Origin of the sequence: Methylobacterium cerastii (genome assembly GCF_022179125.1) — a bacterium.
Taxonomy (GTDB): domain Bacteria; phylum Pseudomonadota; class Alphaproteobacteria; order Rhizobiales; family Beijerinckiaceae; genus Methylobacterium; species Methylobacterium cerastii.
In genome coordinates this window covers 1-23,079 of the sequence record NZ_BPQG01000108.1, presented here as the reverse complement: position 1 = coordinate 23,079, position 23,079 = coordinate 1, and the positions used below count along the sequence as shown (strand labels likewise).

The window sequence follows — 23,079 nt, the reverse complement described above, 5'->3', positions numbered from 1 at the left end:
GGCCTGAAAACAGCGCTTACGTTCAAAGGGTGCAGGGGATGAGGTTGGCGGCCGGCGCTCACATGATCCGGCCGAACTGATGCCCGAACCTTGGTCGGGCTTTGCCGAAGGCGGCTGCCTGCTCGGCGGTGACGACAAGCGGCTGTGATTGGCTCTCGACGTGCACCACCGCCCCGGCGACAGCATTCGCCACGTCGTCGTGCGCGCCCTTGTGTGGAGGGTGGTCGATGATGTCTCTGCCGGTGCCGCGCGTTGTTCGGCGCTCTAGCGCTACGAGCTGCTTCTCGAGTTTCGGCACGTTGAGCAGGCGCACGCGCTGACTGTTCAGCACCGGCAGGAAGTCGCGGTAGATGTCGGTCTTGCTGCGTTCGGAAGCCACGTAGGTGATGCCCTGCAACCGGAACCGCTCGGCCACCCACGCGCCAGCATAGCGGTCGCCCGTCACCTTCCGAAGGCCATATGATTTGAGCAGCGTGCAAAACCGCTCGACCACCGCGTCGGGGTTTGCGCCAGGCTGCTCCTCCCGGACGGCGTCGAGGATCGTGATGTCCCCGTCGGCGTGCGCAATCGCCATCGTCATGCTGTCGGCACCACCGCCCGACGGATCGACGAAGGCGGTGTAGCGAGTCGAAGGCGCGGGACCGCGCTCCAACAGGCTCCCGTCCTTCATGCAGGCCTGCACTGCCTCCAAGGTGACGAACGCTTCGACGTCCTTGCGGAACTCGGCGCCCCACTCGGCCGCCGCGGCGACTGGATCGTCGGCGTAGGCCTGCTGGATCTCCTCGGCGAGCGTCGTGCTCTTGTGCATCGCCAGCGAAGGCGCCTGCAGCACGAGAATGCGCGGACTGCCATCCGATCCGAAGTGTCGGCGATAGGTGTCGTAGAGGACGCCCTTGCGAGCGTAGGGCGACGACAGCACGAACAGCGGAGCGCCCAGGGTCGCAAGACCGGGGCGGAGAGCCCGAAGCACCTCCGCATCCGGGTTGGCGCTGCCCTCGATCTGCCAGAACGCGATCTCGTCGCAGATGGCGGCGACGGGCGTCGGGCCACGCACCGTCTTCCAGCTTGCGGTCATCACCTGGATGTCGATGGCGTTCGTCAGCCGGATCGTGTCGGCCGTCGGCGCGCCATCGAGCAGTTCGGCGAACATCGGAACTTCAGTAAAGATGCCGAGCAGGTAGCGGAACGCCTCGCCGGCCGTGTCCTTGGCTGCGGCCATCACCGGAATGCGACCGCGCTGCCCCGGCGCCAGGTCGCCCTCATAGTCCACGAGGCCGGCGAAGTAGGCTGCGGCCACCGCGAACGCGCGCGTCTTGCCGCCTCGCCGACCGACCACGCCCCAGACTTCACGACAGGGCTTGTCGGGCTCGCGCTCGCGGCCAGTGAGGGCCGTGAAGACCACCCGCTCGTCGTCCGTCAGGGGCTCGCCCTGAGATGCGATGAGGACGACGCGCCAGGCGGCCCAGGTCTCGCCGGGGAGGATAGTCCCGAAGATCTCAGGATCTTCCAAGGCGTTCCGCATCGTGGACAGCCGCCTCATGACGCGGACCGCGATGCGAGGTGGTCGCGTAGGGTCTTCCGCTCGGGAGCCCTGGGCGGCCCCATACGGCGGCTTTGACGGTCCATGCGGTCGCCTAGCTGCCCCATGGCCTCGGGATCGACCGGGCGCCCAGCGGCAAGCTCCGCGTGCATGATGGCAAGCTGAACGGCCAAGCCGGCGTAGGCCCGGCAGGCTTCGCGCTGGGCAACCGACATCGAGCCGGCACCACCGCGCTCGGCCTCAAGTTCGTCGACTAGATCCTTAAAGCGCCGGGCGGGCGCTGAACTGCCGTGGACAGCCGTCAGGAAGGGGCGGGCGCCGTTGGTGAAGGCGGAACGCTGGTTTGCGGATCGAGCCATTTAGCGGCGACCCAACTGGCGAACAATTAGAGCGGCAACGTTGTCAGCGGGCATGATTGCTTGGCCTCAGATCGGTCAAGCAAGTATACATGAGGATTTGTGGTTGTCTAATCTTCAATTATTACTGTCCGCTACCGTCCGCCTTTGTTTGCTCGCGTCCGTTTCTACCGACTGCTCGCGTGGGGAATGCGGGGTTCGTGCACCGGGTTTGCGGCTTCATCCACTTCCAGGCAGCCGCGCAGTTGGCGGGCACGCGCGCCAGAAATGCCCGTGCATGTCGGTAGGAGCGTGGGTAGCTCAAAGCGCCTGCATTCCAGAGCGTTCGAATTGCTAAGGAAAGTCCGCCGCGAAGGCGGAAGGGATATCCGCCATGTGCAGAGGGAGGTGCGGATTATTCCGCACCTTACGAGGTGAGGGACGCGTCCCCCACCTTCGGCGGCACACAGCCCAGCCAGAAATTTTTCTGCCGGGACGGCCTGCGCGTCCCGTCGTGCCTAGCCTCTATTCAAATCGCCAGTCTCACACCGAGTCAGAGTGGCGCCTATCGGGCGCCCCCAACCACGCCGCTCTGCCTATCGCCCTACACGCCGGCAATATAGCCATTGCTATACCTTGGCACCCCCCTAGCGATTTGATCTGAGTCTCCACCCCTCAAGGTGGAGTGGCGGCAGGTGGAGGAAGTGGAGGCAACCGGCCCTCCACCACCACCCTATATAGGGGTGGAGGGGTGGTGGTGGCGGTAGCTGACAAGGTGGAGGTGGAGGCGGCCGCTGCGGGTCCCGCAAAGGGCAAGCCTTACGGTTCAGTTCTGACCGCTCGCGCGATCCCATTGTCTGACATATGCTCGTCGACAAGCAGGAGGGCCGGATGGCGCGCGTTAAGCTCCCCGTTGATGCAACGATTGCATCGGTTCAGGGCACTCTGAAAAAACCTGAAGCGTACATTTGCGGCGTGCTGACCAAATTGCATGCGGGTCAGCGAGTACACGCTAGTGCAGCCGTTCGTATAGGTGTGACCGGCCGGGGGATCTCACCGTATTATCGGATCGTACACGGAGCGCAGCACGGCACTCCTGATGACAACAGCCAGATTTTCGGAGCCTTCTACGACAACCACGAGCCTCTTGAAGTTGCGACGTCGTCAGAAATGAACGGTCATTGGAGCACCGAGTTCATGACGATTGAAGAAGTTGGCCAACTGCGCGCACAGCTACCTTCAAAACACGGAAGAAGAGCTTAGTACGCTGACCGCACCCAGGGGCATAAGCGCCCCGCCGATGCTATCGCTACCATCATCATATTGTCGCCGGCACCTATCGCCTTCGGGGGAGAGATTTGTAGTCAATCGCCCTCATGGCTCGCGGCCCTCCCAACCTCGACGAACGGTCGCGGCTTGTGCTTCTCATCCATGCCGGTGACGACGACGAACATGCCGGTGCCGATCCAGGCACGCAGCAGCCCCTTCACCTTCTCCCGGTCCTTCCTATCGTCAGGGTTCAGCCGCAAGGCATGAGCGATCGGCATGCCGACCCAATCGCGGGCCTGGACGTTCTCGCGCCACGGGCCGCCGGCTCGTACCGCCGCTTGCGCCGCTTGAAGGTCTGCTAGCGTGACGCTCTCGAACGGATCGGGCTTCTCCCAGGCGGTGACGACGCCCACGCTGTCGCCGTAGTCAAGTAGGCCGGGCGGCCCATTGCCGAGCGGCACGGATGCCAGCTTGAACCACTTCGACCCGTCGGACGCCGGGGGCGCGAGGTTGGCCTTGCCGCCGTCCACCCGAAAGTGAAGGCGCGGCTGCTCCACGCCCAACCGCTCACCCTCTTCCCGCGACATAGGATTGAGCACGCGCGCTGCCCTGGCCTTCGATAGGAGCGCGCTGGCGCCGCGGCTGTCCTCGACTGTCACTTCATTGCCGCCGGTCTTTCGGGCGTGGTGCACGAGTTCGACGGCGCAACCGCAATGGTCGGCGATCTCGGCCCAGACAGTCGCCACGGCGTTGATGGCGCCGTTGTCGTTCTCGCTCACGGCATGGCTCGACACGAACGGATCGATGATCAGAACGTCGATCATGTTGGCGAGGATCGTCGCCCGGATCTGCTCGATCACCGGGTGCGCGATCATCAGACCGGCACGGTTCTGCTCGGCGACGACGACGCGGGTGTCGCGACCCGAGTTGACGAACAGACGGCCAGCGAGGTCGCTGTCGTCCAACTCATAATGCAGCGCCGTTGCCATCACACGACGCTGCAGCTCGTCCATCGGGTCTTCGAGGTTGATGTACCAGACCTTGAACCGGCCGTGCGGCTGGCTCCCGATCAAGTCGCGGCCGGTGACCATGCTAAGTGCCTCGGCAATCACCAGCGACGACTTACCGATGCCGCCGGGACTCACGGTCGCCGAGATGAACTTGCGGATGAGGTGCCGGCCGAGAAGCCATTCGCGCACTGGGATCGCCGACGGCTCGATCCATTCGAACCGCGCCGCTTTGATCGCGGGTCGGGCGGGGGTATTATCCTCGGCACGGCCACGCAGCGGAGGCCATTCGCGCTCGGGGCCAAGGGCGTGCAGTGCTTCGGCAAGGTCGTCGGTGAAGGGTTCATGCCTCATGCGGCTTCCCCTTCTGGCGCAACGTTCCGTTGGCCTCCTTCAGCATCGTCATGACGCTGATGGCCTGCCGCATGGCAGCCGTCGCCTTCCGGGTAGAAAGCTCGAGGCCCACGTCGTCGCCAACGGCGCCGTAGTCGACGCCCATTGAGGCGTAGAACGCCGCCATGTGCAGGCATTCGCCGACGAACTGGCGCAGCGCGCCGGGAGTGCCGTAAGCGATATGATCGGGGTGTTCCGTCATTCGGCTCTCCCGCTGGTGATGGCTGCGGCGGCGTAGGCGGCGATCAGCGCGGCGTCGGATCGATTGTGATCCTTCTTCCGGGCGAAGTGCTCGGCCGAGGCGGGGAACAGCCGGAGCGCGAGTGCGCGCCCGGCTTCCTTCGGATCGTCTGCACCGATCAGGCGGTGATGCCGTTTCCAGACCTGCGGCGTGACGAGGTGCAACGGCACCGTGCAAAGCGTGACCGTCGCCTTGGCGGCCGCGTAGGCCGTGCCAAGCCCGAACGCTTGCCGGCACCCGTCTCGTGGCATCGGACCCACCTGCTCAACGACGATGAAGGTCGGGGCGAGTTGGCGGATACGTCGGGCCAAGATGGAGACATCCACCTCGCCGTTGACCACCGGCATGTCCTCGACGGACACGCGGTCCGACAGTGCCGGGAAGAAAAAGCAGATCGCGCCGGTCAAGCCGGGGTCGATCGCTGCGATACAGATCTCGGGGGCGGCAGTCATCGAGTCACCTCCCGCGGCCCGAGGCGCGCAAGTTCGGCGACGACGGCCGCAACCTCGACGCCGCAGCCGAGCCGACGCGAAAGCCGTTGGACAATTCGTGGTGCGGTGCTAATTTCGGACCTGTCGATCTGGCGAGAGACAGCTTCCGAGGGACGTGTGCGCTTGCAGGCGCCGCGTCCCTCAACTGTTTTCAGCATGCTACGCCGCCTCCATCTCAAGCGACGCGAGATAGCCGCGTAGGCTGTCAGCCGGGATCAGGGTGCGAGCACCCACCTTGATCGTCCGCAGCTTCCGCTCGGCGATCAGCGCATAGAGCGTGGTTCGACCCAGACCGGTCGCGTACAGCGCCTCGGGCACTGTGTAGGCAAGCTTCTCCGGCGACGCGCGCAGATCTCCCTGCGGCGCCTGAAACCTCTCGGTGTTCATGGCTGCTGTCCTTCGATGTTCGCCGTGTTGCCAGCGAATACGGACGGATATTGGCGCCCCGTACTTAGGGGCTCAATGGCTAGGGGATGCCATTCCCCGAGATGGCACTTTGTTCAGCGAGTATTTCAGCAATTTGCCTTTGGATCGTCCTCCGCCCGTAGCCGCGGTCCTTCTTTGACTTGTTAGCGCGCCTGCGAACACCGTCCTCAAGATCTTTTGCTACTTGCTCTGAATTTCGCAAGGTAACACCAAGATGAATTGCTTCACTGACAATATGTCTCTTCAATACAATATTCTTATCTATAGCCGCCTCAGATTTTTTCATATTAGCATTCGCAGAGCTTATAACACTAGCGTAGCCTGCTCCGTTGTGGCTTCCGACTTCGAGCATTGCGTCTACCAATCTCATAAGCCGGAATTTTAGAACCCATTTCGGGATGTTCTGCTCAGGCGAAATATCGATGATATGGGTCAACTGATCGATAATGCGTCGCGAGTCTTTAAGGCTGAACGATAATTGAAGCTTTGTAGGATTATCGATTTTGCTCGATCGCTCTATGGTTTTTGCAATGGATTTCACTCGCTTTAGAATATGCCTACGCGCTTCTCGTTCGTCTTTAAGGCCACTATTGATTAGTGCGGCCAAGTCGTAACCATAATCCATGGCTTGAGCACTCCTAAACCAACGTCTCATTGTACGTGGCCCAGGCATCCATCAGCTCGCGTCGCTTCGCGAACAAGTCGCCCCGCCGATAAGCCGCCTCGACCTTGCTCTCGATTGCGTGCGCCAGCGCCATTTCCACGACCTCGGATGGAAAGTGCGTCGTCTCGCTAGCCCAGTCCCGGAACGTTGATCGGAAGCCGTGCGCAGTGATTTCGGTTCGGCCCATGCGACGCAGCAGCATCAGCATGCCCATGCCACTCATCGGCTTGCCTCGTCGGGCACCGGGGAACACGAAGCCGGCGGCGCCGATCGTCTGCATCCGTTCCAGAAGCACCACCGCTGGGTCAGAGAGCGGCACGCGGTGCTCCCGCCCGCCCTTCATCCGCTCGCCCGGCACGGTCCATGTACGGGCCTGCAGATCGATTTCTGACCAACGCGCGCCAAGGACCTCTCCAGTTCGCGCAGCGGTCAAGATTGCGAACGCCAGCGCGCGGGCCGCGACTGCGTCTCGCCTGGCAAGGTCGGCCATGAAGGCTGGCAGATCCGCAAAGGGTAGCGCGGCGTGGTGCTCGACCCGCTGTACCTTCGATCGCTTCGGGAGAAGGTTCTGCAGGTGGCCCTTCCACCGGGCCGGGTTCTCACCGCGCCGGTAGCCGCGCGTCGTCGCCCAATCCAAAACCGACTCGATCCGACCGCGCACCCGCGTCGCCGTTTCGGGCTTCGCCGACCAGATGGGTTCGAGGGCTTGCATCACTAGGCCGGTATCGACGGCCTGCACCGGCAGATCGCCAAAGGCCGGATAAGCATAAGCTTCGAGCGTCGCCGTCCACTGCGCGGCGTGCTTGATGTTGCGCCATCCGGCACGGTGCGCCTCGATGTAGCCGGCGGCGCACGTGCGGAAAGTGGTGGCACGGGCTGCCTCGATTGCAGCCTCCTGTCGCCGACCGGCCCGAGCTTCGATTGGGTCCAGACGCTCGGCTGTCAGCTTCCGACACTCCCGCGCCCGGTCGCGAGCCTCGACGAGGGAAAAGGTGTTGGCTGAGCCCAGCCCCATGGCGCGGGCCTTGCCGTCGAGGGTGAACCGGAAGATCCAGCTTTTGGCCCCCTTGCCTGAGACCTGAAGCCACAAGCCGCCGCCGTCCCCGTACATGCCGGGGGTCTTCAGGCGCGCTACGCCAAGTGCTGTCAGCTTACCTTGCACGTCATAGCTACCCACACTTCTACTAACATCGTAAGCGTGAATTTGCGCAAACGCCAGCGACCCGCCGCGAACGGCAGGTTTCAAAAACTGCAGCGATTTGTATGGTTTAGTGGATGGCAGCGAATAGCTGCGAATGGGGCCGTGGCGGAGAGGGGGTCCGACAAACCCCTTTCCTTAGCCGTTCGCTGCCGTCCACTACCGGTTTGATTTCGCAGCAGTTTCTCCGAGACGGCTTCCGCCACGATCCGCTGGCATTCTCCCAAATTCGGGCCTACGATGTGGGTAGCGCCGTGGGTGAGCGAATGCAGGGCAAACTGACAGCACTTGGGGTCGCGAAGCTAAAGACCCCCGGCATGTACGGGGACGGCGGCGGGTTGTGGCTCCAAGTCACCGGCAAGGGCGGGAAGAGTTGGATTTTCCGGTATACCCTCCAAGGCAAGGCGAGGGAGATGGGCCTCGGTCCTGTCAGCACCTTCTCTCTGGCCGAGGCGCGTGACAAGGCCCTGGCGTGCCGGAAGCTCACCTACGAGGGCGTCGACCCGATCGAAGTGCGGCGCGAGCGGCTTCAGAAAGCTGCCGTGGAAGCGGCACGGACCGTCACCTTCCGCACCTGTGCCGAAGCCTACATTGAGGCTCACAAGCCCGGCTGGCGGAACGGCAAGCATGTCGCGCAGTGGTCAGCCACCCTGGAGGCCTACGCCTACCCAATCATCGGGGACCTTCCTGTCCAGGCGGTGGACACCACACTGGTGATGCGGGTCCTTGATCCGATCTGGACGACGAAGCCAGAGACTGCAGCACGGGTGCGTGGGCGGATCGAGGCTATCCTCGACTGGGCGAAGACCAACACCTACCGGGAGGGAGAGAACCCGGCGCGGTGGAAGGGCCACCTTGCCAACCTGCTGCCGAAGCGGTCCAGGGTTAAGAAGGTCGAGCATCACCCTGCCCTCCCCTTCGCCGAGATCCCGAAGTTCATGGTGGAGGTCGACGAACGAGGTGGCATCGCCGCCAGGCTGTTGGCTTTCACGATCCTTACCGCTGCCCGATCCGGCGAAGCGGTGGGCGCCCTTTGGACAGAAATCGATATGCAGGCCGGGATCTGGACCGTGCCAAGCGTGCGGATGAAGGGCGAGATCGAGCACCGGGTGCCGCTGTCTCAGCCGGCCTTGGCAATCCTGGCCGAGGTGCGGGGCCTCGACGAGACGTTCGTGTTTCCTGGCAGCCGGAGCGGCAAACCCCTTTCCGACATGGCGATGTTGATGCTGCTCCGGCGCCTGGGCAGAGGGGACATCACGACCCATGGCTTCCGGTCGAGCTTCCGCGACTGGGCCGCAGAGACCACCGCGTTCCCGTCGGAGGTAGTCGAGATGGCGCTGGCACATGTCATCGACAACAAGGTCGAGGCGGCCTACCGGCGCGGCGACTTGTTCGCCAAGCGACGCGAGTTGATGGACGCCTGGGCGGAATTCAGCCGAGGGACCCGATGACAGACGACGAGCAGACGGACGATTGGGCTCCCAGCATCGAGCAGGCGAACGGTAGTTTTTACGACGCCTATAAACAGCAACTGACCAACCTTATCGACAGCATTGAGGATGCCGGAAGCAAGGCGCTACAAAACTCATCCTTGAGCGAAGCTGATCGATGGGAGCTAGAACATGGCGTCAGGATTTTGCACGATGACAAGAGCGACCTTCTCAAGCTCCTGTCCAAAATAATCGACGAGACTAACCCATCGTTTTTTCAGGAGTGCACTGTTGCTTCGATCATGACCGTTTTATCCGGCGTGTTCATGACATCGAAATATGTCCGCCTGACCGACAGCGCAGTCCAAGAAACACTCAAAGCGCAAGCCAGGATCGCGAGAGGCGGACGGGAGCGCCAACTCAGCAAAGATAAGATCGGCCGCATTGAGATGGTTAAGCGGCATGCTGTGGCGGCTGGCGCCGACCTGCGGTTTCCATACAAAGCAGCCGATGCAATCCGCGATGCCGTGAACGCTGAGCGGACCCTGGCCGGCAAGCCTGAAGTGACCCTGCGGACGGTCCAAAACTGGATCAATGAGGCCGCTCTGGGGATAAGTTCGGAAAAGTCTTGAAGTCTTTCCGAAGCCCTTGAAGTCGCTTCCGAAGCACTGCTCGACAGCCAAGTAATCAGTCCCCAGAACGTTGGACAGCCGCTGGAACACTAGCGGCGCGCTGAGGAATTTCAGTCATGGCTCTGCAACAGATGCAGGCGCCGCAGGTAGACCTGCGCGCGTCAACGGGAAAGCTTTTGCATCGTCCCAAGGATGTTCAGGACATTCTCGGGATCGGCCACACCACACTCTACCGCCTGATCGGCGAGGGCAAGCTGAGGGTGGTCAAGATCGGCACTGCCAGCCGGGTCACGGACGACAGCGTCCGCGCCTACGTCGCGTCTCTGATGATGGAGGCGGCGTAGCGCATGCTGAAAACAGTTGAGGGACGCGAGGCTGCCAGGCCTGCACGTCCCTCGAAAGCTGTCGTCTGCCAGATCGACGCTTTCGAAAATAGCACCAACCAACCGATCGTCCAACGGCTTTCTCGTCGATTTGGCATCTCTCCTGAGGTTGCGGCGCTCGTCGCAGAGCTAAGCGGGCTCGGCCCGCGGGAGGCGAGCCGATGAGCGACGCACCCGACCACATCGCCCACGGCACGCCCGGCGCGCTACGCCAGTTCGTCGGCGAATGCCTGCACATGGCGGCGTTCTATGCCTCGATGGGCGTGGACTATGGCGCCGTCGGTGACGACGTGGGGCTGGAGCTTTCCACCCGGAAGGCCACCGCCGCGATGCGCCAAGCCATCAGCGTGATGACCATGCTGAAGGAGGCGAACGGAACGTTGCGCCAGAAGGGGCAGCCGCATGAGGCATGAACCCTTCTCCGATGATCTTGGCGAGGCGCTGCGCGCGCTTGGCCCGGAGCGCGCGTGGCCGCCGCTGCGAGGCCGTGCTGAGGATGACCCACCGGCGCGACCCACGATCAAGGCGACGCGGTTCGAATGGATCGAGCCGTCGGCTATCCCGGTGCGCGAATGGCTTCTCGGTCGGCACCTCATCCGCAAGTTCATCTCGGCGACCGTGAGCCCCGGCGGCATCGGCAAGTCGTCGCTGGTGATCGCCGAGGCGCTGAGCATGGTTACAGGCCGCGACTTGATCGGGAGCCAGCCGCACGGCCGGTTCAAGGTCTGGTACATCAACCTCGAAGACCCGATGGACGAGTTGCAACGCCGAGTGATGGCGACGGCGCTGCACTATGAGTTGGACGACAGCGACCTCGCCGGTCGTCTGTTCGTCAACTCAGGTCGCGACACCCGCGTCGTCGTCGCCGAGCAAAATCGAGCGGGTTTGATGATCGCGCATCCGGTGATCGAGCAGATCCGGGCGACGATCCTCAGCAACATGATCGACGTCCTGATCATCGATCCGTTTGTGTCGAGCCATGCCGTGAGCGAGAACGACAACGGCGCCATCAACGCCGTCGCCACCGTCTGGGCTGAGATCGCCGACCACTGCGGTTGCGCTGTCGAGCTTGTGCACCACGCCCGAAAGACCGGCGGCAATGAAGTGACAGTCGAGGACAGCCGCGGCGCCAGCGCGCTCCTATCGAAGGCCCGAGCGGCGCGGGTGCTCAACCCTATGTCGCGGGAAGAGGGCGAGCGCCTGGGCGTGGAGCAGCCGCGGCTTCACTTCCGGGTGGACGGTGGCAAGGCGAACCTCGCGCCGCCGGCGTCCGACGGGTCGAAGTGGTTCAAGCTGGCATCGGTGCCGCTCGGCAATGGTCCGCCCGGCATGCTCGACTACGGCGACAGCGTAGGCGTCGTCACGGCGTGGGAGAAGCCTGATCCGTTCGAAAGCGTGACGCTGGCGGACCTTCAGGCGGCGCAGATGGCGGTACGAGCCGGCGGCCCGTGGCACGAGAATGTCCAGGCTCGCGAGTGGGTCGGGCGGCCGATCGCTCATGCCTTGCGGCTGAACCCCGACGACAAGCGAGACCGGGAGAAGGTGAAGGGGTTGCTGCGTGCCTGGATCGGCACCGGCATGTTCGTCGTCGTCACTGGCATGGATGAAAAGCACAAGCCCCGACCATTCGTGGAGGTCGGGAATGCGGCGAGCCACGTGGGCGATTGAGTGAAGCTTGTCCTCTTTAAGCGGTACAAAATCACCCCTGCAGGCACAATCCGCGACGCTATTGAACTAAAATTGTTCGCCAGAATTATAATTTAAGTTTACGTCCCCGAATTACTCCGAGCAAATCTCTAACTTTTTCGTAGCTAGTGGATTTTGTGCTCCAAGTACTAAACATAGCGCGATATTTGCCGCCCACAAGTACTTTGTGGGTAGTACCATTATATGCCTCGATGCCGTCGCCAAATGGCATAACCACACGATGGCCCTCAAGATGAGTGGCTTCCCATGGGATGTAGAATTTGTAGTTGGGATATTTTCCTTCTCCTGTTACTCCAATTGCTAATACGCAATTGGGATGGTCGCGCCTTGTCTCGTGGAAGTTGTGGAATACAGATCTGACGTATTCAATTGGCTCTCTGATACTTGGCAGTATGCTTTCGATAGTTGCGTCGGGAGGTATTATGATTTTAGCCATTGACCCATCCTTACTTAGTACCTGGCTTGCTCCAGCGGCTTTGATTGAGTGGGGAGGGAGAAGTCTAAAGGAAAATTTTGAGCAGCCTCCACCTCCACCTTGCCAGCTACCGCCACCACCACCCCTCCACCCCTATATAGGGTGGTGGTGGAGGGCCGGTTGCCTCCACTTCCTCCACCTGCCGCCACTCCACTTTGCGAGGTGGAGGCTCGGATCAAACCGCTGGGGGTGGGCCTGGGTATAGCAAAGGCTATATTGGCGGCGTGTAGGGCGATAGGCAGAGCTGCGTGGATGGGGGCATCCGCTAGGCGCTACTCTGGCTCGGTGTGAGCCCGACTATTCGCATTGGGGGTTAGGAACGGCGGGACGCGCGGCCCGCCTCCCCATAAAAATCTCTGGCCAGACTTCGCGGCGCGCTATGGCGCATGGCGGATATATCTTCCGCCTCCACGACGAACTTTCTTTAGTAATCTGAACGCTCTGAAACGCCGTCGCTTCGGCCTACCCACGTTCCTACCGATGTTTGTGGAGGTTTCTGGCGAGCGTGCCGGCCAATTCGCCGGCTGCCTGGAGGCGGATGAAGCCGCAAACCCGGCGCACGAACCCCGCACTCCCCACACGATCAGTCGGTAGCAACGGACGCAAGCAAACACAGGCGGACAACGGCGGACAGTAATAACCGCAGATTAGACAACCATAAATCCTCGTGTATACTTGGTTGACTGATCTGAGGCCGAGCAATCATGCCCGTCGACAACGTTGCAGCTCTAATAGTTCGCCGGTTAGGTCGCCGCTAAATGGCTCGATCCGCAAACCAGCGTTCCGCCTTCACCAACGGGGCTCGCCCGTTCCTAACGGCTGTCCACGGCAGTTCCGCGTCCGCCCGGCGCTTCAAGGATCTGGTCGACGACCTTGAAGCTGAGCGTGGTGGCGCTGGCTTCATGTCGGTTGCTCAGCGGGAGGCCTGCCGCGCCTACGCCGGCTTGGCCGTCCAGCTCGCCATCATGCACGCGGAGCTTGCTGCAGGGCGCCCGGTTGATCCCGAGGCCATGGGGCAGCTGGGCGACCGCATGGACCGTCAGAGCCGCCGCATGGGCCCGCCTAGGGCTCCCGAGCGGAAGACCCTTCGCGACCACCTTGCATCGCGGACCGCGTCATGAGGCGGCTGTCCACGATGCGGCACGCCTTGGAAGATCCCGAGATCTTCGGGACGATCCTCCCCGGCGAGACCTGGGCCGCATGGCGTGTCGTCCTCATCGCATCCCAAGGCGAGCCCCTGACGGACGACGAGCGGGTGGTCTTCACGGCCCTCACCGGCCGCGTGCGCGAGCCTGAGAAGCCCTGCCGTGAGGTCTGGGGCGTGGTCGGGCGACGGGGCGGCAAGACGCGCGCGTTCGCGGTGGCCGCAGCCTACTTCGCCGGCCTCGTCGACTATGAGGGCGACCTGGCGCCGGGGCAGCGCGGCCGCATCCCGGTGATGGCCGCGGCCAAGGACACGGCCGGCGAGGCGTTCCGCTACCTGCTCGGCATCTTCACCGAAGTTCCGATGTTCGCCGAACTGCTCGACGGCGCGCCGACGGCCGACACGATCCGGCTCACGAACGCAATCGACATCCAGGTGATGACGGCAAGCTGGAAGACGGTGCGTGGCCCGACGCCCGTCGCTGCCATCTGCGACGAGATCGCGTTCTGGCAGATCGAGGGCAGCGCCAACCCGGATGCAGAGGTGCTTCGGGCTCTCCGCCCTGGCCTTGCGACCCTGGGCGCCCCGCTGTTCGTTCTGTCGTCGCCCTACGCACGCAAGGGCGTCCTGTACGACACCTATCGCCGCCATTTCGGCCCAGACGGCACCCCGCGCATTCTGGTGCTGCAGGCGCCGTCGCTGGCGATGCACAAGAGCACGACCCTCGCCGAGGAGATCCAGCAGGCCTACGCCGACGATCCGGTTGCGGCTGCAGCCGAGTGGGGTGCCGAGTTCCGCAAGGATGTCGAAGCCTTCGTCACTTTGGAGGCGGTGCAGGCCTGCATGAAGGACGGGAGCCTGTTGGAGCGCGGTCCCGCGCCTTCGACTCGCTACACCGCCTTTGTGGACCCGTCGGGCGGCGGTGCCGACAGCATGACGATGGCGATTGCGCACGCCGACGGGGACATCACGATCCTCGATGCGGTCCGCGAGGAACAGCCTGGCGCGAACCCCGACGCGGTCGTCGAGCGGTTTTGCACGCTGCTCAAATCCTATGGCCTTCGGAAGGTGACGGGCGACCGCTATGCCGGCGCGTGGGTGGCCGAGCGGTTCCGGCTGCAGGGCGTCACCTACGTGGCCTCTGAGCGAAGCAAGACCGACATCTACCGCGACTTCCTGCCGGTGCTGAACAGTCAGCGTGTGCGCCTGCTCAACGTGCCGAAACTCGAAAGGCAGCTTGTCGCGCTGGAGCGCCGAACAACGCGCGGCACCGGCCGAGACATCATCGATCACCCGCCACACAAGGGCGCCCACGACGACGTGGCGAATGCTGTCGCCGGGGCGGTGGTGCACGTCGAGAGCCAATCACAGCCGCTCGTCGTGACGGCTGAGCAGGCTGCCGCCTTCGGGAAGGCGCGACCGAGGCTCGGGCATCAGTTCGGCCGGATCATGTGAGCGCCGGCCGCCAACCTCATCCCCTGGACCCATTGAACGAACGGAGACGACCATGAACACCAAGAACATGTTGGCCTACGACAGCGCCGAGCACAGTCCGATCATGCGTGGCCGCGCCATGGCTGGTCGGAGCGGATGCCCTCTCGTGATCCGCGGCACGGGCCAACCTCTCGCATCGGATCGCTCACGCCTTGAGGCGGAGTTCCCGGACATGGGCCGGCTTGGCGGGGACCAGGTGACCGCGCCTGCGCGCATGCGGACACCGCTCGCCGTAGATCGGGCGGCGACCGCCGCGCAGTTCCCGCACATGGATCGTATGAGCGAGCCCAGCATGTCGTTTGTCTGCGGCAAGCCCTCGCGCGTGATCGGCTACTGAGATGGGCCGTCCCGCACTGAACGTTGTGTCGTCGCGCGATCCGTCGCGTGCCGCGCTCGCTGAAGCCATCGCGGATGTGTCCGCACAGGAAGCCAGCCTTGCCAAGGTCCGGGGGGCAAGCGATCGGGCGAGCGACCTCATCACCATGGCCTTCCTCGACGTAGAGACCGCCGAGACTGAGATCCGCGACGCCCGGGCGACGCAGCGCGACGAGGTCATGGCGTCCGTCATGCGGGGTGACGATACGCCGAGCAACACGCGGCTGGTGCAGGCTGAGGAACGCAAGGCCGAAGCCGAACGGCGGCTTGCTGCCTACCGTGCGGCGCGTGATGACCTCAGCGGTGCTTTGAGCGACGAGGAAGCCAAGGTCGCAGCCGCACAGGCCCATCTGCGCGAATGCCGGACGGCGGTGCTCTGGGAGGCCCTTCCTGCACTTGTGGCGGCCTCGATGCCGTTGCGGCAGGAGCTTGCTGAGTACGCCCAGGCGATTGACCTCATTACCGAGCGCAGCCCCGGCTTCATGTCGGCCGACGATCCGCGCCGGAAGCTGATGGACGAAGCCAATCGCATCCGGCAGCCGATCCTCTCGCCCGACTCTGGCATCGCCCTCCCGACACCAGCCTATGCCGAGTGGAAGGCGGCTATTCACAGCCTGACGTTCGATCCCGATGCACCGCTCCCGAACGCCGCGTGAGTCTGACCCCGCACAGGGCCGGGCAATCAGCAACGCGACTAGCACGGCGCCCTCCATTGCCGTGTCGCGCCTACCGGATGGCGTGCCTCAAATGACCGGAACGCCGGCTCCGGACGCCCCCCTCGTTCGGGGCCGGCAACTCAGATCTGGGATTGATCCATGGGCCAGCAATACATTCGGCAGGTGATCGCCACGATCAACGATGTCGAGATCGCGTCCGATGGCGACACTGGATTGCGCATCGTGTTCGGGACGAGACAGGGCCTAAGCAGCACGCCTCATCATGCCAACATCATCATCACGAACCCCGCCCCCTCGACCATTGCCGCGATGCGGAAGGAAAAGGGCAAGGTGACACTGCGCGCGGGATATCGCGACGGTGGCGCCGGCCTCATTTTCCAGGGCGAGCTCTTACAGCTTCGAACGGGACGCGAGAGCGTCGCCGACACCTACGCTCACGCAGTTGCGACCTCTGGCGAGAACGGCCGGAACTACGCGGTGGTGAACAAGGCTCTGGCTTCAGGCCACACCTACAAGGACCGCGTCGATCTCGGGATGGAAGCGTTCAAAAAGCTCGGTCTCAAAGCCGGTTTCGTGGACCAGTTGCCGACCCGGAAGTTCCCGCGGAACTACGTCGCGCACAGCATGGCGCATGATCTGTTCCGCGAGACGTGCCAAGCCGTCGGCGCCTCGTGGTGGATACAGGGCGACCGGGTGAACGTCCTCAAACAGGACAGCACGTTGCCCGGCAACACTCACGTCATCAATGCCGACACCGGCATGGTCGGCCTGCCCGAGCAGACGATCGAAGGCATCATCGTCCGGGTGCTGCTAAACTACGACATCTATCCCGGCAGCCAGATCAAGCTAAACAACGCCAGCATCCAGCAGGCAGCGCTGAGCCCATCAACGGGCGCAGGTGCAACGAATGAGGACTATATCGGAAGCGGACGCCTCGCGATTGGTGGAGACGGAACGTACAAAGTCTGGCGTGTTGAGCATGAAGGCGACACGCGCGGGCAGGCCTACTTTACGACACTGACTTGCACCTTGAAGGACCGGCCTCAGGCACTTGGCGATCTCATGCTTCCTTCGGACGTGGATCAGTTGGGAGCGCAGTGACATGGGCGGCCCCGACGATCTTGTGAATGGTGCCGAGATGGCCACAGCCCGCCGCGCGGTGTCCGTTCAACTCGCCGGCGAAGGCATCGAGGTAGACGACGAGGTGGCTCTGCGGATCGCGTCCGCGGCGGTACTCGGCTTCGCCCTCTACGGCGGCCTGGACGACCGGTGCCTTGTCCATATCCGCGCCGCCGTCCGCGAGATGCACGCGATGATGGGGCACTAGGATGGGCGACGTGATCCCGCTCCCCCGCAGACAGGCGCCGCATGCGTCTCCCGACTTTGTCGAGCTTGGCACACGTTGGACCGTGGGCGGCGTCCGTGTCGTCGTGGCATCCCAGCCCGCTCACAGGCTGACAGGCCCCTACAAGGTGCTCCTAAAGGCCGAGGGCGTGCCGCCGTGTTGTGTGGTGTCGCTCACGCCCCAGCCCGGCACGACCATGGCCGTGCTGATGGATGCGATCGACGGCTACAGCGAGGCTGCGCAGCGGGCGCTGGCCTACGCATCCGAGCACCTGGCATCGCTTGCTCCCGATCCGCCGAGAGGGGCCGCTTGATGCCGGTCAAGCGCGGGAAGGATCTGACCTACGAACTTGAGCGCACGCTACGCGACCTCGCCTCGATGGAAGTCGTGGTCGGCATCCCGGCCGAGGCTGGCACACATGCCGACAGTGGTCTGACGAACGCGGCGCTCGGCTACATCCATGAATTCGGCGCCCCGGAAGCCAACATCCCGGCGAGACCCTTTCTGTTCCCTGGCATCGAGCGCATCCAAGACAAGATTGCCGACAAGCTAGCGAAGGGTGGCGCCCGCGCCGTCGAGGCAACCGTTGCCAGCGGCAACCGGACGACCGGCAAAGCGGAGGGTCAGAAGGCCCTACAGCGCGTCGGCATCCTCGCTCAGAATAGCGTCCGCGGCGTCATCACGGACGGCATCGCCCCGCCGCTCTCCGCACGCACTGTCTACGATCGACTACATCGAAAGAAGAACAGGCGCTCGCCTGGGCCGATGACCCCTCTCGTGGACACGGGGAAACTTCGGGAAGCCATTACCTACATTGTCAGACCGAAGGAAGACTAGGCATGGCTAACAACGTACTCCGAGAATTCCTTGTGTCTGTCGGCTTCAAGGTCGATGAGGTCGGCGCCAAGCGCCAGCAAGAGGCGCTGGCTCGAACAGAGAAGCAACTCGCCGGTTTAGAGAAGACCGAGAAGGAAGCGCATGCAGCCGGCGGGAAGCGGGCTGTTGAGCTAGCGCAGCGCGCTGAAAGCATGGCAACTGCGGCTCGTGTGGCCGGCGCAGGTGTGGCGGCTTTCGCGCTTGCGGCTGGTGCCGCGCTCGCCGCTATCGCTGGGCACCTCAGGTCGTCGCTCGGCGAGTTCGACCGCTACTACTATGTCGCCGGCCGGACGGGCGCTTCGGTCAACAACATCAAGGCGCTCGGACACGCCTTTGAGCAGACCGGCAGTTCGGCTTCCCGCGCAATGGGAATGCTGGAGAGCTTTTCGAAGGCTCGTCGAACTAACCCCGGCGTTGACGGGCTGATCCGAAGCCTTGGTGTCAGCACGAAGGGCGACTCCAGCGAAGTCCTCGGCAACGCTCTTGATGCTGCGAAGGCCAAGAACCCGTATTTCACTGCGGCCCAGATCGCGCAGCAGTTTGGGATAACGGAAGAGGATTACGAGCACTTCACGCGCTACCGGAAGGAAATCCAAAACTTCCAGGGCGCGTACAAAGCCCTTCAGAAGACGATGGGCGTGGACGGCAACGAGACGGCTGCTGCGGCAGCCCGCATCTCGCGTGCTTTCGGGTCGTTGCATGCGGTCACGGAAGTGTTGGGCGATAAGCTCACGCAGGTGCTCGCCCCCGTCATCGAAAGGGTCGTCAACGCATTCCGGGATTGGATAGCGGCGAACCCGGAGCGGGTTGAGGCGATCCTTCGCAAGATCGGTGATGCGCTAGAGGCGGTCGGCAAGTGGCTGTCCAAGAAGGACACCTGGGACGGCTTCGCGGACTTCTGGTCGAAGCTCTACACGGGCGTCGAGCGGGTCGTCACGATCGTGTCGGCGCTGCTTGAAGCCCTCTACAAGCTCGGCAACATTTTCAACAGCGGGCCGATCAAGAAGTATTTCGACTTCATGTTCGGTGGCGGCATCGCCGGACAGTTATTCGGTGGATCGGCGCAGGCCGCAGGAGGTGGGTCCGGCGGTGGCATCGTCGGTGCGGCGGCCAACGACACGGGGGCGGAGAAGCCGGGCCTGATGCGGCGCGGCTGGAATGCGGTCAAGCGCGCGGTCGGCGTCAGCGGAAGCGACACGGGCTCGACACAGGCGCGGGCGCCGGGCGCACCGGGCCGATACCGCCCGGTCTACTCTCTCGGCGATGCCGACCTAGACCAGCGTGTCGTCAACAAGATCGCGGGTGAAGCCATCGCGAACAACAGCGAGAGCGTGGACGCGGTAGTGAACAACATGCTCAACCGCGTCGGCAGCGAGGGATGGGGGCCGAGCGGCAACCTGATGGAGGTGGCGCTTGCGCGAGGTCAGTATGCCGGCAATCGGGCGGCTGGTGCCAAAGAAAGCGAGTTCATTCGTAGCCGGATCAAGGCCATCGCGTCGGGCGGTATGCCAGACAACACGAATGGCTCGAACGCCTACCGCGCGGCTTGGTATGCCGGGCCGTGGGGGCGGAAGCACGCCGCTGACGGGCGCGTCGTCGGAGGCAATCGGTTCGCCTACGAGCCCGAGACGCCGAACGGCCCCTATAAGCCCTATACGACGCCTCGAGATGTGCCGACGGCGAGCGCACCGGCTTTCCGCCCTGGTTCCTCTCGCATGTCGCCGGGCGGCTTCGACCTAAATGCCTATCTCGGATCGCAGCCGATGGGGTCCACGTCGAACAGCACCGACATGTCCCGCACGCTGAACAACAATGCTCCGGTCACGGTGAACGTCCAGGGGGCGAACGATCCGGCCGCAACGGCGTCGGCCGTGGCGCGGGGTGTCTCGGCAGCTGGCGATATGAACATCCGCAACGTTCAGACCGCGCTTCGCTAGCGGAGGCGCGCGCAGACGACCGTTCTCGGATGCCGTTGGCAATAGGCGCGATCGAACCCCGCGCTAGACCCGAAGCCGACAATCGCCGGCTTCGGGTCGCCAAGGCAGGTCACGGTCAACCGAGCTACGGCGAGATCCCTGGACGAGCCGCCGCTTTCCATCATGCCCCACTGATAGATTGCGTCGTCGGATTGCTGCCCGGCCCAGGTTCGACACGTCTCGCCAGACACCTGCGCGGGTCCGTCCTTCAAAGGCTCCATCGTCGCGCTCGCGACCGTGACGGAACCGACGAAGGCGAGCGCGGCGAGAGCGTAGCGCATCCCGGCATGATAGCCCGCCGAGTGCGGTTGTCGAAATGTGCGCTTACTTCTCGAATACACCAGCAATGTAGGTTCGAATTTCTCGATCAATGTCGCCGTCCTTATATCTATCAAGGTATAGGCTTGGGCTATCGCCAGCATAAATTCCTGAGTTCTGACTATGAAGCGCGACATGTCCAGATATCGAACACACAATACGAAGTTCTTCTTTAGGTGGCTCATTCAATGATTGCCTGACAGCAACCTTCATTTCACCGAACGTCATGCTGTTAGCTGGTGCGGTGATCGCTTCATAGCTGACAGACATTCCGAGACCGGTAAGCTCATCGGAAACATCTGCACAGCAGCGCCGAGCTTCATGAACTATAGTGGCCCAGGTATTGCCTCGACGTTCTTTGATTTCTCTGTCTTGCCTCGCCGCCTCATCCACTCGTTCTTGAACAGCCCTTTTTCGCTCGATCTGCGCTTTCGCGAGGTCCGCAAGAGAAGGTTGACCGGGAGTGTTCGACATTCGGACGTCTCTCTAGGCAGCGTGACTCTATCTTACGCGCAACGACGCAACCCCGGCCGCTTGGCCGCGGCGAAAGCAGCGCACATTTTAGCAGGATACCTACCGCAGCAGACTTGTCGAGGCATACAGACGGGAAGCAAAATGAGCGGCGGTTGGCGCTCGCCGGGCACGACTCTAACGCACGCGGCGTGATGCTTGGCTCGGCGAAGCATATATTAGCTACTTGCCATCTTTCTTGATAAGTCTATCAATAGTTGGACTATCAAGAAGTCTCATTAGTTTATCTAAGCGAGCCGAATTTGTCCAATATAGAAGCCCTCCGCACGCTAAGATCAACAGAGAGATACCCCAAAAAGCTCCAGATAACTTATTATACAGCCCGTGATGAGCTTCTATACGAGGTTCAAGCCTATCAAGCGTCGTTTTATTTGCAGCTACAAGCAAATTAAGCCCGGTTACATCTTTTCTTGCATCGCTGACCGATGTGCCCAAATCTGCTAAGGATCGCGAATTTAGTGCTGAGCCGGTTGTAAGGGCATCAATCTTATCAGCAAGTTTGTTTAATGACTTAGTAAAGCCGTCAAATCTTTCAGCATGACGCCCCTGCTCAACTTGAATTTCACTTAGGGTGGAGGCGATCAGCTGCTGCATCTCTCGACGCGCGATTTCATGCCGTGGATCGGAGGTCGCCTCTTTCCCCGCCGGCGACGTTAACGCACCCGGATCGTCAAACTGGTCAGCCATCCGACTCCTCGGTGACTACGCGCATCCACTCCCACAAATTTCGATTGAAGCGACCCCAGTACGCGTCGACTGCAAAGACCACACCAGCTCCCGTTGGCCCCTCGCCGTTGCCGCCCTCGCCATTGAAGCCGAGACGAGTGGAGACCTGCCGGGAGGTCTCGCCGTGAGTGGAGATCACCCATGACGTGTCGTTCACACGGAAGCTCTTCTCCGGATAAGCGGTTCCGACCGCTCTGTCCGCAGCAGGCGAAGCCGTGCTGACAATCACGACGAAAAGGCCCATTCCCTCATTTCCTATCCCGCACGAGCGAAAGAGTGGTGCCTACGGGGATATCTCACAGATGGGTACACGAGCCGTGAACGTCGATGCAATGGGCAGGTTCCTAGCGCCGCGGTTGACCAGCCACCAGCGCACGACAGCCCCTGCCGCCTTGCCGAGCGCGGGGTGTTCGTGCCTCTAAGCCTTCCTAAGCCGTACCCCAAGCCCCTCGCCATTTTCCTGAATGAAGATGACGCCAGCGGCCTCAAGGGCCGCCTGGAGGGCTGCAACAGTACGCTCTTTCAGGGCGTCTCCGCGCTCAAAACGGGCGACGGTATCAGCGGACACGCCAGCAGCAGCAGCAAGGTCACGGACGCCCAGGCCGAGCGCCGTTCGAGCCATCTTGCACTGGACAGCCTGCATTTCATAACCCTGTTACGATTTCGGTTGACGGCTGTCTGAGGCAGGCATAATCATAACCTCGTTCCGATTTCGGAACAACAACTGGTTTCGGCGCTCTGCGCCGGCCTTTCCAGACATGCCCTGATCCCTTCAGCCCCGGAGTCCCCGGTTATGGCAATGCCCCCGCTCGCCTTGAAGCCGGCCAGCCGTCGGTTCACAGCAACCATCTATGCCCGCCCGCAGCCCACCATCGAACACGACGAGGCCGTCCCAGGCACCGTCGAGGCATGGGAGGCCATCGCGCCGATCCGGCCCGATACCGCTCACGTGCGCTCGCCGCGCTTCCTCGACCTCGCTGGCGAGCTTGTCTCCGCCTTCCTCATCATCGCCGGGGGCGTGCTCGCCTACGGCTTCCTGCCGATCGCGTGATGGAGGTCGCTATGTCGAAACCGAACACCGCCGCGCGGAAGCCGAATGCGACAGCCGCTTTTCGCGACCGCGCTGCCCGGCTTCGCGACACCGCGGGCCGGTTCACGAAGAGGAAAGCCACCGCTTCGCCGGCACCCGAACCGGAGAGGCCGACATCGGCTACGGAGCAGGTGCCTGCCTCGCTCGGCACCATTCCCGCGCCGGCCAACGCTTCCGACGACGCTTACGCCCTGATGATCCAGGGTGATGGCCTCGGATTGCACGCAGCGCCTGGTGCCAGCCTCGTTGTAGAGCCCGAGATGCCGACCGGCGCCGGCCTTGCCGTGTTTTACCTCAAGGGCAAGGTCGACCCGGTCGTGTTCGACCCGACGCAGG

The 23,079-nt window shown here is 62.8% G+C and carries 28 protein-coding genes; 17 read left to right on the top strand and 11 right to left on the bottom strand.

Annotated features, from left to right (window positions below; all coding sequences use genetic code 11):
* Positions 1-58: 58 nt before the first annotated feature.
* Complete coding sequence (locus MFF13_RS24755; protein WP_238273232.1) at positions 59-1,522, bottom strand: terminase large subunit domain-containing protein; 1,464 nt, start codon at positions 1,520-1,522, stop codon at positions 59-61.
* A gap of 1,244 nt (positions 1,523-2,766) precedes the next feature.
* Between MFF13_RS24755 and MFF13_RS24750 the strand changes: the two genes are divergently transcribed.
* Entirely contained in the window at positions 2,767-3,138 is a 372-nt protein-coding gene (locus MFF13_RS24750; protein WP_238273231.1) for a hypothetical protein, read from the top strand.
* Between the two features lie 101 nt (positions 3,139-3,239).
* Here the strand turns inward: MFF13_RS24750 and MFF13_RS24745 are convergent, their stop codons facing one another.
* The 6 genes from MFF13_RS24745 to MFF13_RS24720 all read right to left on the bottom strand — a co-directional run bounded on the left by MFF13_RS24745 (position 3,240) and on the right by MFF13_RS24720 (position 7,543).
* A complete protein-coding gene (locus tag MFF13_RS24745) occupies positions 3,240-4,505 on the bottom strand; it encodes an AAA family ATPase (RefSeq protein WP_238273230.1) in 1,266 nt (421 codons plus the stop codon).
* Complete coding sequence (locus MFF13_RS24740) at positions 4,495-4,746, bottom strand: hypothetical protein (protein WP_238273229.1); 252 nt, start codon at positions 4,744-4,746, stop codon at positions 4,495-4,497. Before MFF13_RS24740 ends, MFF13_RS24745 begins: the two co-directional genes overlap by 11 nt.
* On the bottom strand, positions 4,743-5,237 hold the full coding sequence (locus MFF13_RS24735) for a RuvC family protein (RefSeq protein WP_238273228.1): 495 nt from the start codon (positions 5,235-5,237) through the stop codon (positions 4,743-4,745). Before MFF13_RS24735 ends, MFF13_RS24740 begins: the two co-directional genes overlap by 4 nt.
* Before the next feature lie 198 nt (positions 5,238-5,435).
* Positions 5,436-5,663 carry a helix-turn-helix domain-containing protein gene (locus tag MFF13_RS24730; RefSeq protein WP_238273227.1) on the bottom strand — a complete coding sequence of 76 codons (228 nt, stop codon included), beginning with the start codon at positions 5,661-5,663 and terminating at the stop codon, positions 5,436-5,438.
* A gap of 79 nt (positions 5,664-5,742) precedes the next feature.
* Entirely contained in the window at positions 5,743-6,327 is a 585-nt protein-coding gene (locus tag MFF13_RS24725) for a hypothetical protein (RefSeq protein WP_238273226.1), read from the bottom strand.
* Positions 6,328-6,340: 13 nt separating this feature from the next.
* Positions 6,341-7,543 carry a tyrosine-type recombinase/integrase gene (locus MFF13_RS24720; RefSeq protein ID WP_283205837.1) on the bottom strand — a complete coding sequence of 401 codons (1,203 nt, stop codon included), beginning with the start codon at positions 7,541-7,543 and terminating at the stop codon, positions 6,341-6,343.
* A 287-nt stretch (positions 7,544-7,830) separates the two neighbouring features.
* Here MFF13_RS24720 and MFF13_RS24715 point away from each other — a divergent pair, with 287 nt between their 5' ends.
* From MFF13_RS24715 to MFF13_RS24655, 13 genes are all read left to right on the top strand, one after another.
* Positions 7,831-9,015: a tyrosine-type recombinase/integrase gene (locus tag MFF13_RS24715; protein WP_238273233.1), complete on the top strand. Its 1,185-nt coding sequence runs from the start codon at positions 7,831-7,833 to the stop codon at positions 9,013-9,015.
* A complete protein-coding gene (locus MFF13_RS24710; protein WP_238273225.1) occupies positions 9,012-9,626 on the top strand; it encodes a hypothetical protein in 615 nt (204 codons plus the stop codon). The genes MFF13_RS24715 and MFF13_RS24710 overlap by 4 nt, the downstream gene beginning before the upstream one ends.
* A 116-nt stretch (positions 9,627-9,742) precedes the next feature.
* On the top strand, positions 9,743-9,970 hold the full coding sequence (locus MFF13_RS24705) for a helix-turn-helix transcriptional regulator (protein WP_238273224.1): 228 nt from the start codon (positions 9,743-9,745) through the stop codon (positions 9,968-9,970).
* Positions 9,971-10,170: 200 nt separating this feature from the next.
* Positions 10,171-10,422: a hypothetical protein gene (locus MFF13_RS24700; RefSeq protein ID WP_238273223.1), complete on the top strand. Its 252-nt coding sequence runs from the start codon at positions 10,171-10,173 to the stop codon at positions 10,420-10,422.
* Positions 10,412-11,677 (top strand): AAA family ATPase, encoded by a 1,266-nt coding sequence (locus MFF13_RS24695; protein WP_238273222.1) that lies wholly within the window; start codon positions 10,412-10,414, stop codon positions 11,675-11,677. Before MFF13_RS24700 ends, MFF13_RS24695 begins: the two co-directional genes overlap by 11 nt.
* Before the next feature lie 1,631 nt (positions 11,678-13,308).
* Positions 13,309-14,790 carry a terminase large subunit domain-containing protein gene (locus MFF13_RS24690; RefSeq protein WP_238273221.1) on the top strand — a complete coding sequence of 494 codons (1,482 nt, stop codon included), beginning with the start codon at positions 13,309-13,311 and terminating at the stop codon, positions 14,788-14,790.
* A gap of 52 nt (positions 14,791-14,842) precedes the next feature.
* Entirely contained in the window at positions 14,843-15,166 is a 324-nt protein-coding gene (locus tag MFF13_RS24685) for a hypothetical protein (RefSeq protein ID WP_238273220.1), read from the top strand.
* A gap of 1 nt (position 15,167) precedes the next feature.
* Positions 15,168-15,860 (top strand): hypothetical protein, encoded by a 693-nt coding sequence (locus MFF13_RS24680; RefSeq protein ID WP_238273219.1) that lies wholly within the window; start codon positions 15,168-15,170, stop codon positions 15,858-15,860.
* A 159-nt stretch (positions 15,861-16,019) separates the two neighbouring features.
* On the top strand, positions 16,020-16,982 hold the full coding sequence (locus MFF13_RS24675) for a hypothetical protein (RefSeq protein ID WP_238273218.1): 963 nt from the start codon (positions 16,020-16,022) through the stop codon (positions 16,980-16,982).
* 1 nt (position 16,983) lies between these two features.
* On the top strand, positions 16,984-17,208 hold the full coding sequence (locus MFF13_RS24670; protein WP_238273217.1) for a hypothetical protein: 225 nt from the start codon (positions 16,984-16,986) through the stop codon (positions 17,206-17,208).
* A gap of 1 nt (position 17,209) precedes the next feature.
* A complete protein-coding gene (locus tag MFF13_RS24665; protein ID WP_238273216.1) occupies positions 17,210-17,539 on the top strand; it encodes a hypothetical protein in 330 nt (109 codons plus the stop codon).
* Positions 17,539-18,063 (top strand): hypothetical protein, encoded by a 525-nt coding sequence (locus tag MFF13_RS24660; RefSeq protein WP_238273215.1) that lies wholly within the window; start codon positions 17,539-17,541, stop codon positions 18,061-18,063. Before MFF13_RS24665 ends, MFF13_RS24660 begins: the two co-directional genes overlap by 1 nt.
* A 2-nt stretch (positions 18,064-18,065) precedes the next feature.
* Complete coding sequence (locus tag MFF13_RS24655; protein WP_238273214.1) at positions 18,066-20,039, top strand: phage tail tape measure protein; 1,974 nt, start codon at positions 18,066-18,068, stop codon at positions 20,037-20,039.
* Here MFF13_RS24655 and MFF13_RS24650 read toward each other — a convergent pair.
* The 4 genes from MFF13_RS24650 to MFF13_RS24635 form a co-directional block, all read right to left on the bottom strand.
* Positions 20,036-20,359: a hypothetical protein gene (locus MFF13_RS24650; RefSeq protein WP_238273213.1), complete on the bottom strand. Its 324-nt coding sequence runs from the start codon at positions 20,357-20,359 to the stop codon at positions 20,036-20,038. The genes MFF13_RS24655 and MFF13_RS24650 overlap by 4 nt on opposite strands.
* Positions 20,360-20,402: 43 nt before the next feature.
* Positions 20,403-20,870, bottom strand: coding sequence for a hypothetical protein (locus MFF13_RS24645; protein WP_238273212.1), 468 nt, complete (start codon positions 20,868-20,870; stop codon positions 20,403-20,405).
* Positions 20,871-21,089: 219 nt separating this feature from the next.
* Positions 21,090-21,614, bottom strand: coding sequence for a hypothetical protein (locus MFF13_RS24640; protein ID WP_238273211.1), 525 nt, complete (start codon positions 21,612-21,614; stop codon positions 21,090-21,092).
* The gene (locus MFF13_RS24635) at positions 21,607-21,897 is read right to left on the bottom strand and encodes a hypothetical protein (RefSeq protein WP_238273210.1); all 291 of its coding nucleotides are present in this window, start codon (positions 21,895-21,897) and stop codon (positions 21,607-21,609) included. The genes MFF13_RS24640 and MFF13_RS24635 overlap by 8 nt, the downstream gene beginning before the upstream one ends.
* Before the next feature lie 162 nt (positions 21,898-22,059).
* Here MFF13_RS24635 and MFF13_RS26650 point away from each other — a divergent pair, with 162 nt between their 5' ends.
* From MFF13_RS26650 to MFF13_RS24620, 3 genes are all read left to right on the top strand, one after another.
* Entirely contained in the window at positions 22,060-22,335 is a 276-nt protein-coding gene (locus MFF13_RS26650; RefSeq protein WP_444543559.1) for a hypothetical protein, read from the top strand.
* 111 nt (positions 22,336-22,446) lie between these two features.
* Entirely contained in the window at positions 22,447-22,704 is a 258-nt protein-coding gene (locus MFF13_RS24625) for a hypothetical protein (protein WP_238273208.1), read from the top strand.
* 11 nt (positions 22,705-22,715) lie between these two features.
* Positions 22,716-23,079 (top strand): hypothetical protein (locus MFF13_RS24620; protein WP_238273207.1); only part of this gene is annotated, 364 nt, incomplete at its 3' end.

Bases quoted from the DNA above. Each gene is read 5' to 3' on its own strand.
- MFF13_RS24660 (WP_238273215.1), top strand. From the start codon at position 17,539: ATGCCGGTCAAGCGCGGGAAGGATCTGACCTACGAACTTGAGCGCACG.
- MFF13_RS24750 (WP_238273231.1), top strand. From the start codon at position 2,767: ATGGCGCGCGTTAAGCTCCCCGTTGATGCAACGATTGCATCGGTTCAG.
- MFF13_RS24690 (WP_238273221.1), top strand. From the start codon at position 13,309: ATGAGGCGGCTGTCCACGATGCGGCACGCCTTGGAAGATCCCGAGATC.
- MFF13_RS24640 (WP_238273211.1), bottom strand. From the start codon at position 21,614: ATGGCTGACCAGTTTGACGATCCGGGTGCGTTAACGTCGCCGGCGGGG.
- MFF13_RS24680 (WP_238273219.1), top strand. From the start codon at position 15,168: ATGGGCCGTCCCGCACTGAACGTTGTGTCGTCGCGCGATCCGTCGCGT.
- MFF13_RS24725 (WP_238273226.1), bottom strand. From the start codon at position 6,327: ATGGATTATGGTTACGACTTGGCCGCACTAATCAATAGTGGCCTTAAA.
- MFF13_RS24745 (WP_238273230.1), bottom strand. From the start codon at position 4,505: ATGAGGCATGAACCCTTCACCGACGACCTTGCCGAAGCACTGCACGCC.
- MFF13_RS24655 (WP_238273214.1), top strand. From the start codon at position 18,066: ATGGCTAACAACGTACTCCGAGAATTCCTTGTGTCTGTCGGCTTCAAG.
- MFF13_RS24705 (WP_238273224.1), top strand. From the start codon at position 9,743: ATGGCTCTGCAACAGATGCAGGCGCCGCAGGTAGACCTGCGCGCGTCA.
- MFF13_RS24675 (WP_238273218.1), top strand. From the start codon at position 16,020: ATGGGCCAGCAATACATTCGGCAGGTGATCGCCACGATCAACGATGTC.
- MFF13_RS24735 (WP_238273228.1), bottom strand. From the start codon at position 5,237: ATGACTGCCGCCCCCGAGATCTGTATCGCAGCGATCGACCCCGGCTTG.
- MFF13_RS24730 (WP_238273227.1), bottom strand. From the start codon at position 5,663: ATGAACACCGAGAGGTTTCAGGCGCCGCAGGGAGATCTGCGCGCGTCG.
- MFF13_RS24635 (WP_238273210.1), bottom strand. From the start codon at position 21,897: ATGGGCCTTTTCGTCGTGATTGTCAGCACGGCTTCGCCTGCTGCGGAC.
- MFF13_RS24665 (WP_238273216.1), top strand. From the start codon at position 17,210: ATGGGCGACGTGATCCCGCTCCCCCGCAGACAGGCGCCGCATGCGTCT.
- MFF13_RS24625 (WP_238273208.1), top strand. From the start codon at position 22,447: ATGGCAATGCCCCCGCTCGCCTTGAAGCCGGCCAGCCGTCGGTTCACA.
- MFF13_RS24700 (WP_238273223.1), top strand. From the start codon at position 10,171: ATGAGCGACGCACCCGACCACATCGCCCACGGCACGCCCGGCGCGCTA.
- MFF13_RS24670 (WP_238273217.1), top strand. From the start codon at position 16,984: ATGGGCGGCCCCGACGATCTTGTGAATGGTGCCGAGATGGCCACAGCC.
- MFF13_RS24715 (WP_238273233.1), top strand. From the start codon at position 7,831: ATGCAGGGCAAACTGACAGCACTTGGGGTCGCGAAGCTAAAGACCCCC.
- MFF13_RS24650 (WP_238273213.1), bottom strand. From the start codon at position 20,359: ATGCGCTACGCTCTCGCCGCGCTCGCCTTCGTCGGTTCCGTCACGGTC.
- MFF13_RS24710 (WP_238273225.1), top strand. From the start codon at position 9,012: ATGACAGACGACGAGCAGACGGACGATTGGGCTCCCAGCATCGAGCAG.
- MFF13_RS24695 (WP_238273222.1), top strand. From the start codon at position 10,412: ATGAGGCATGAACCCTTCTCCGATGATCTTGGCGAGGCGCTGCGCGCG.
- MFF13_RS24685 (WP_238273220.1), top strand. From the start codon at position 14,843: ATGAACACCAAGAACATGTTGGCCTACGACAGCGCCGAGCACAGTCCG.
- MFF13_RS24740 (WP_238273229.1), bottom strand. From the start codon at position 4,746: ATGACGGAACACCCCGATCATATCGCTTACGGCACTCCCGGCGCGCTG.
- MFF13_RS24755 (WP_238273232.1), bottom strand. From the start codon at position 1,522: ATGCGGAACGCCTTGGAAGATCCTGAGATCTTCGGGACTATCCTCCCC.
- MFF13_RS24645 (WP_238273212.1), bottom strand. From the start codon at position 20,870: ATGTCGAACACTCCCGGTCAACCTTCTCTTGCGGACCTCGCGAAAGCG.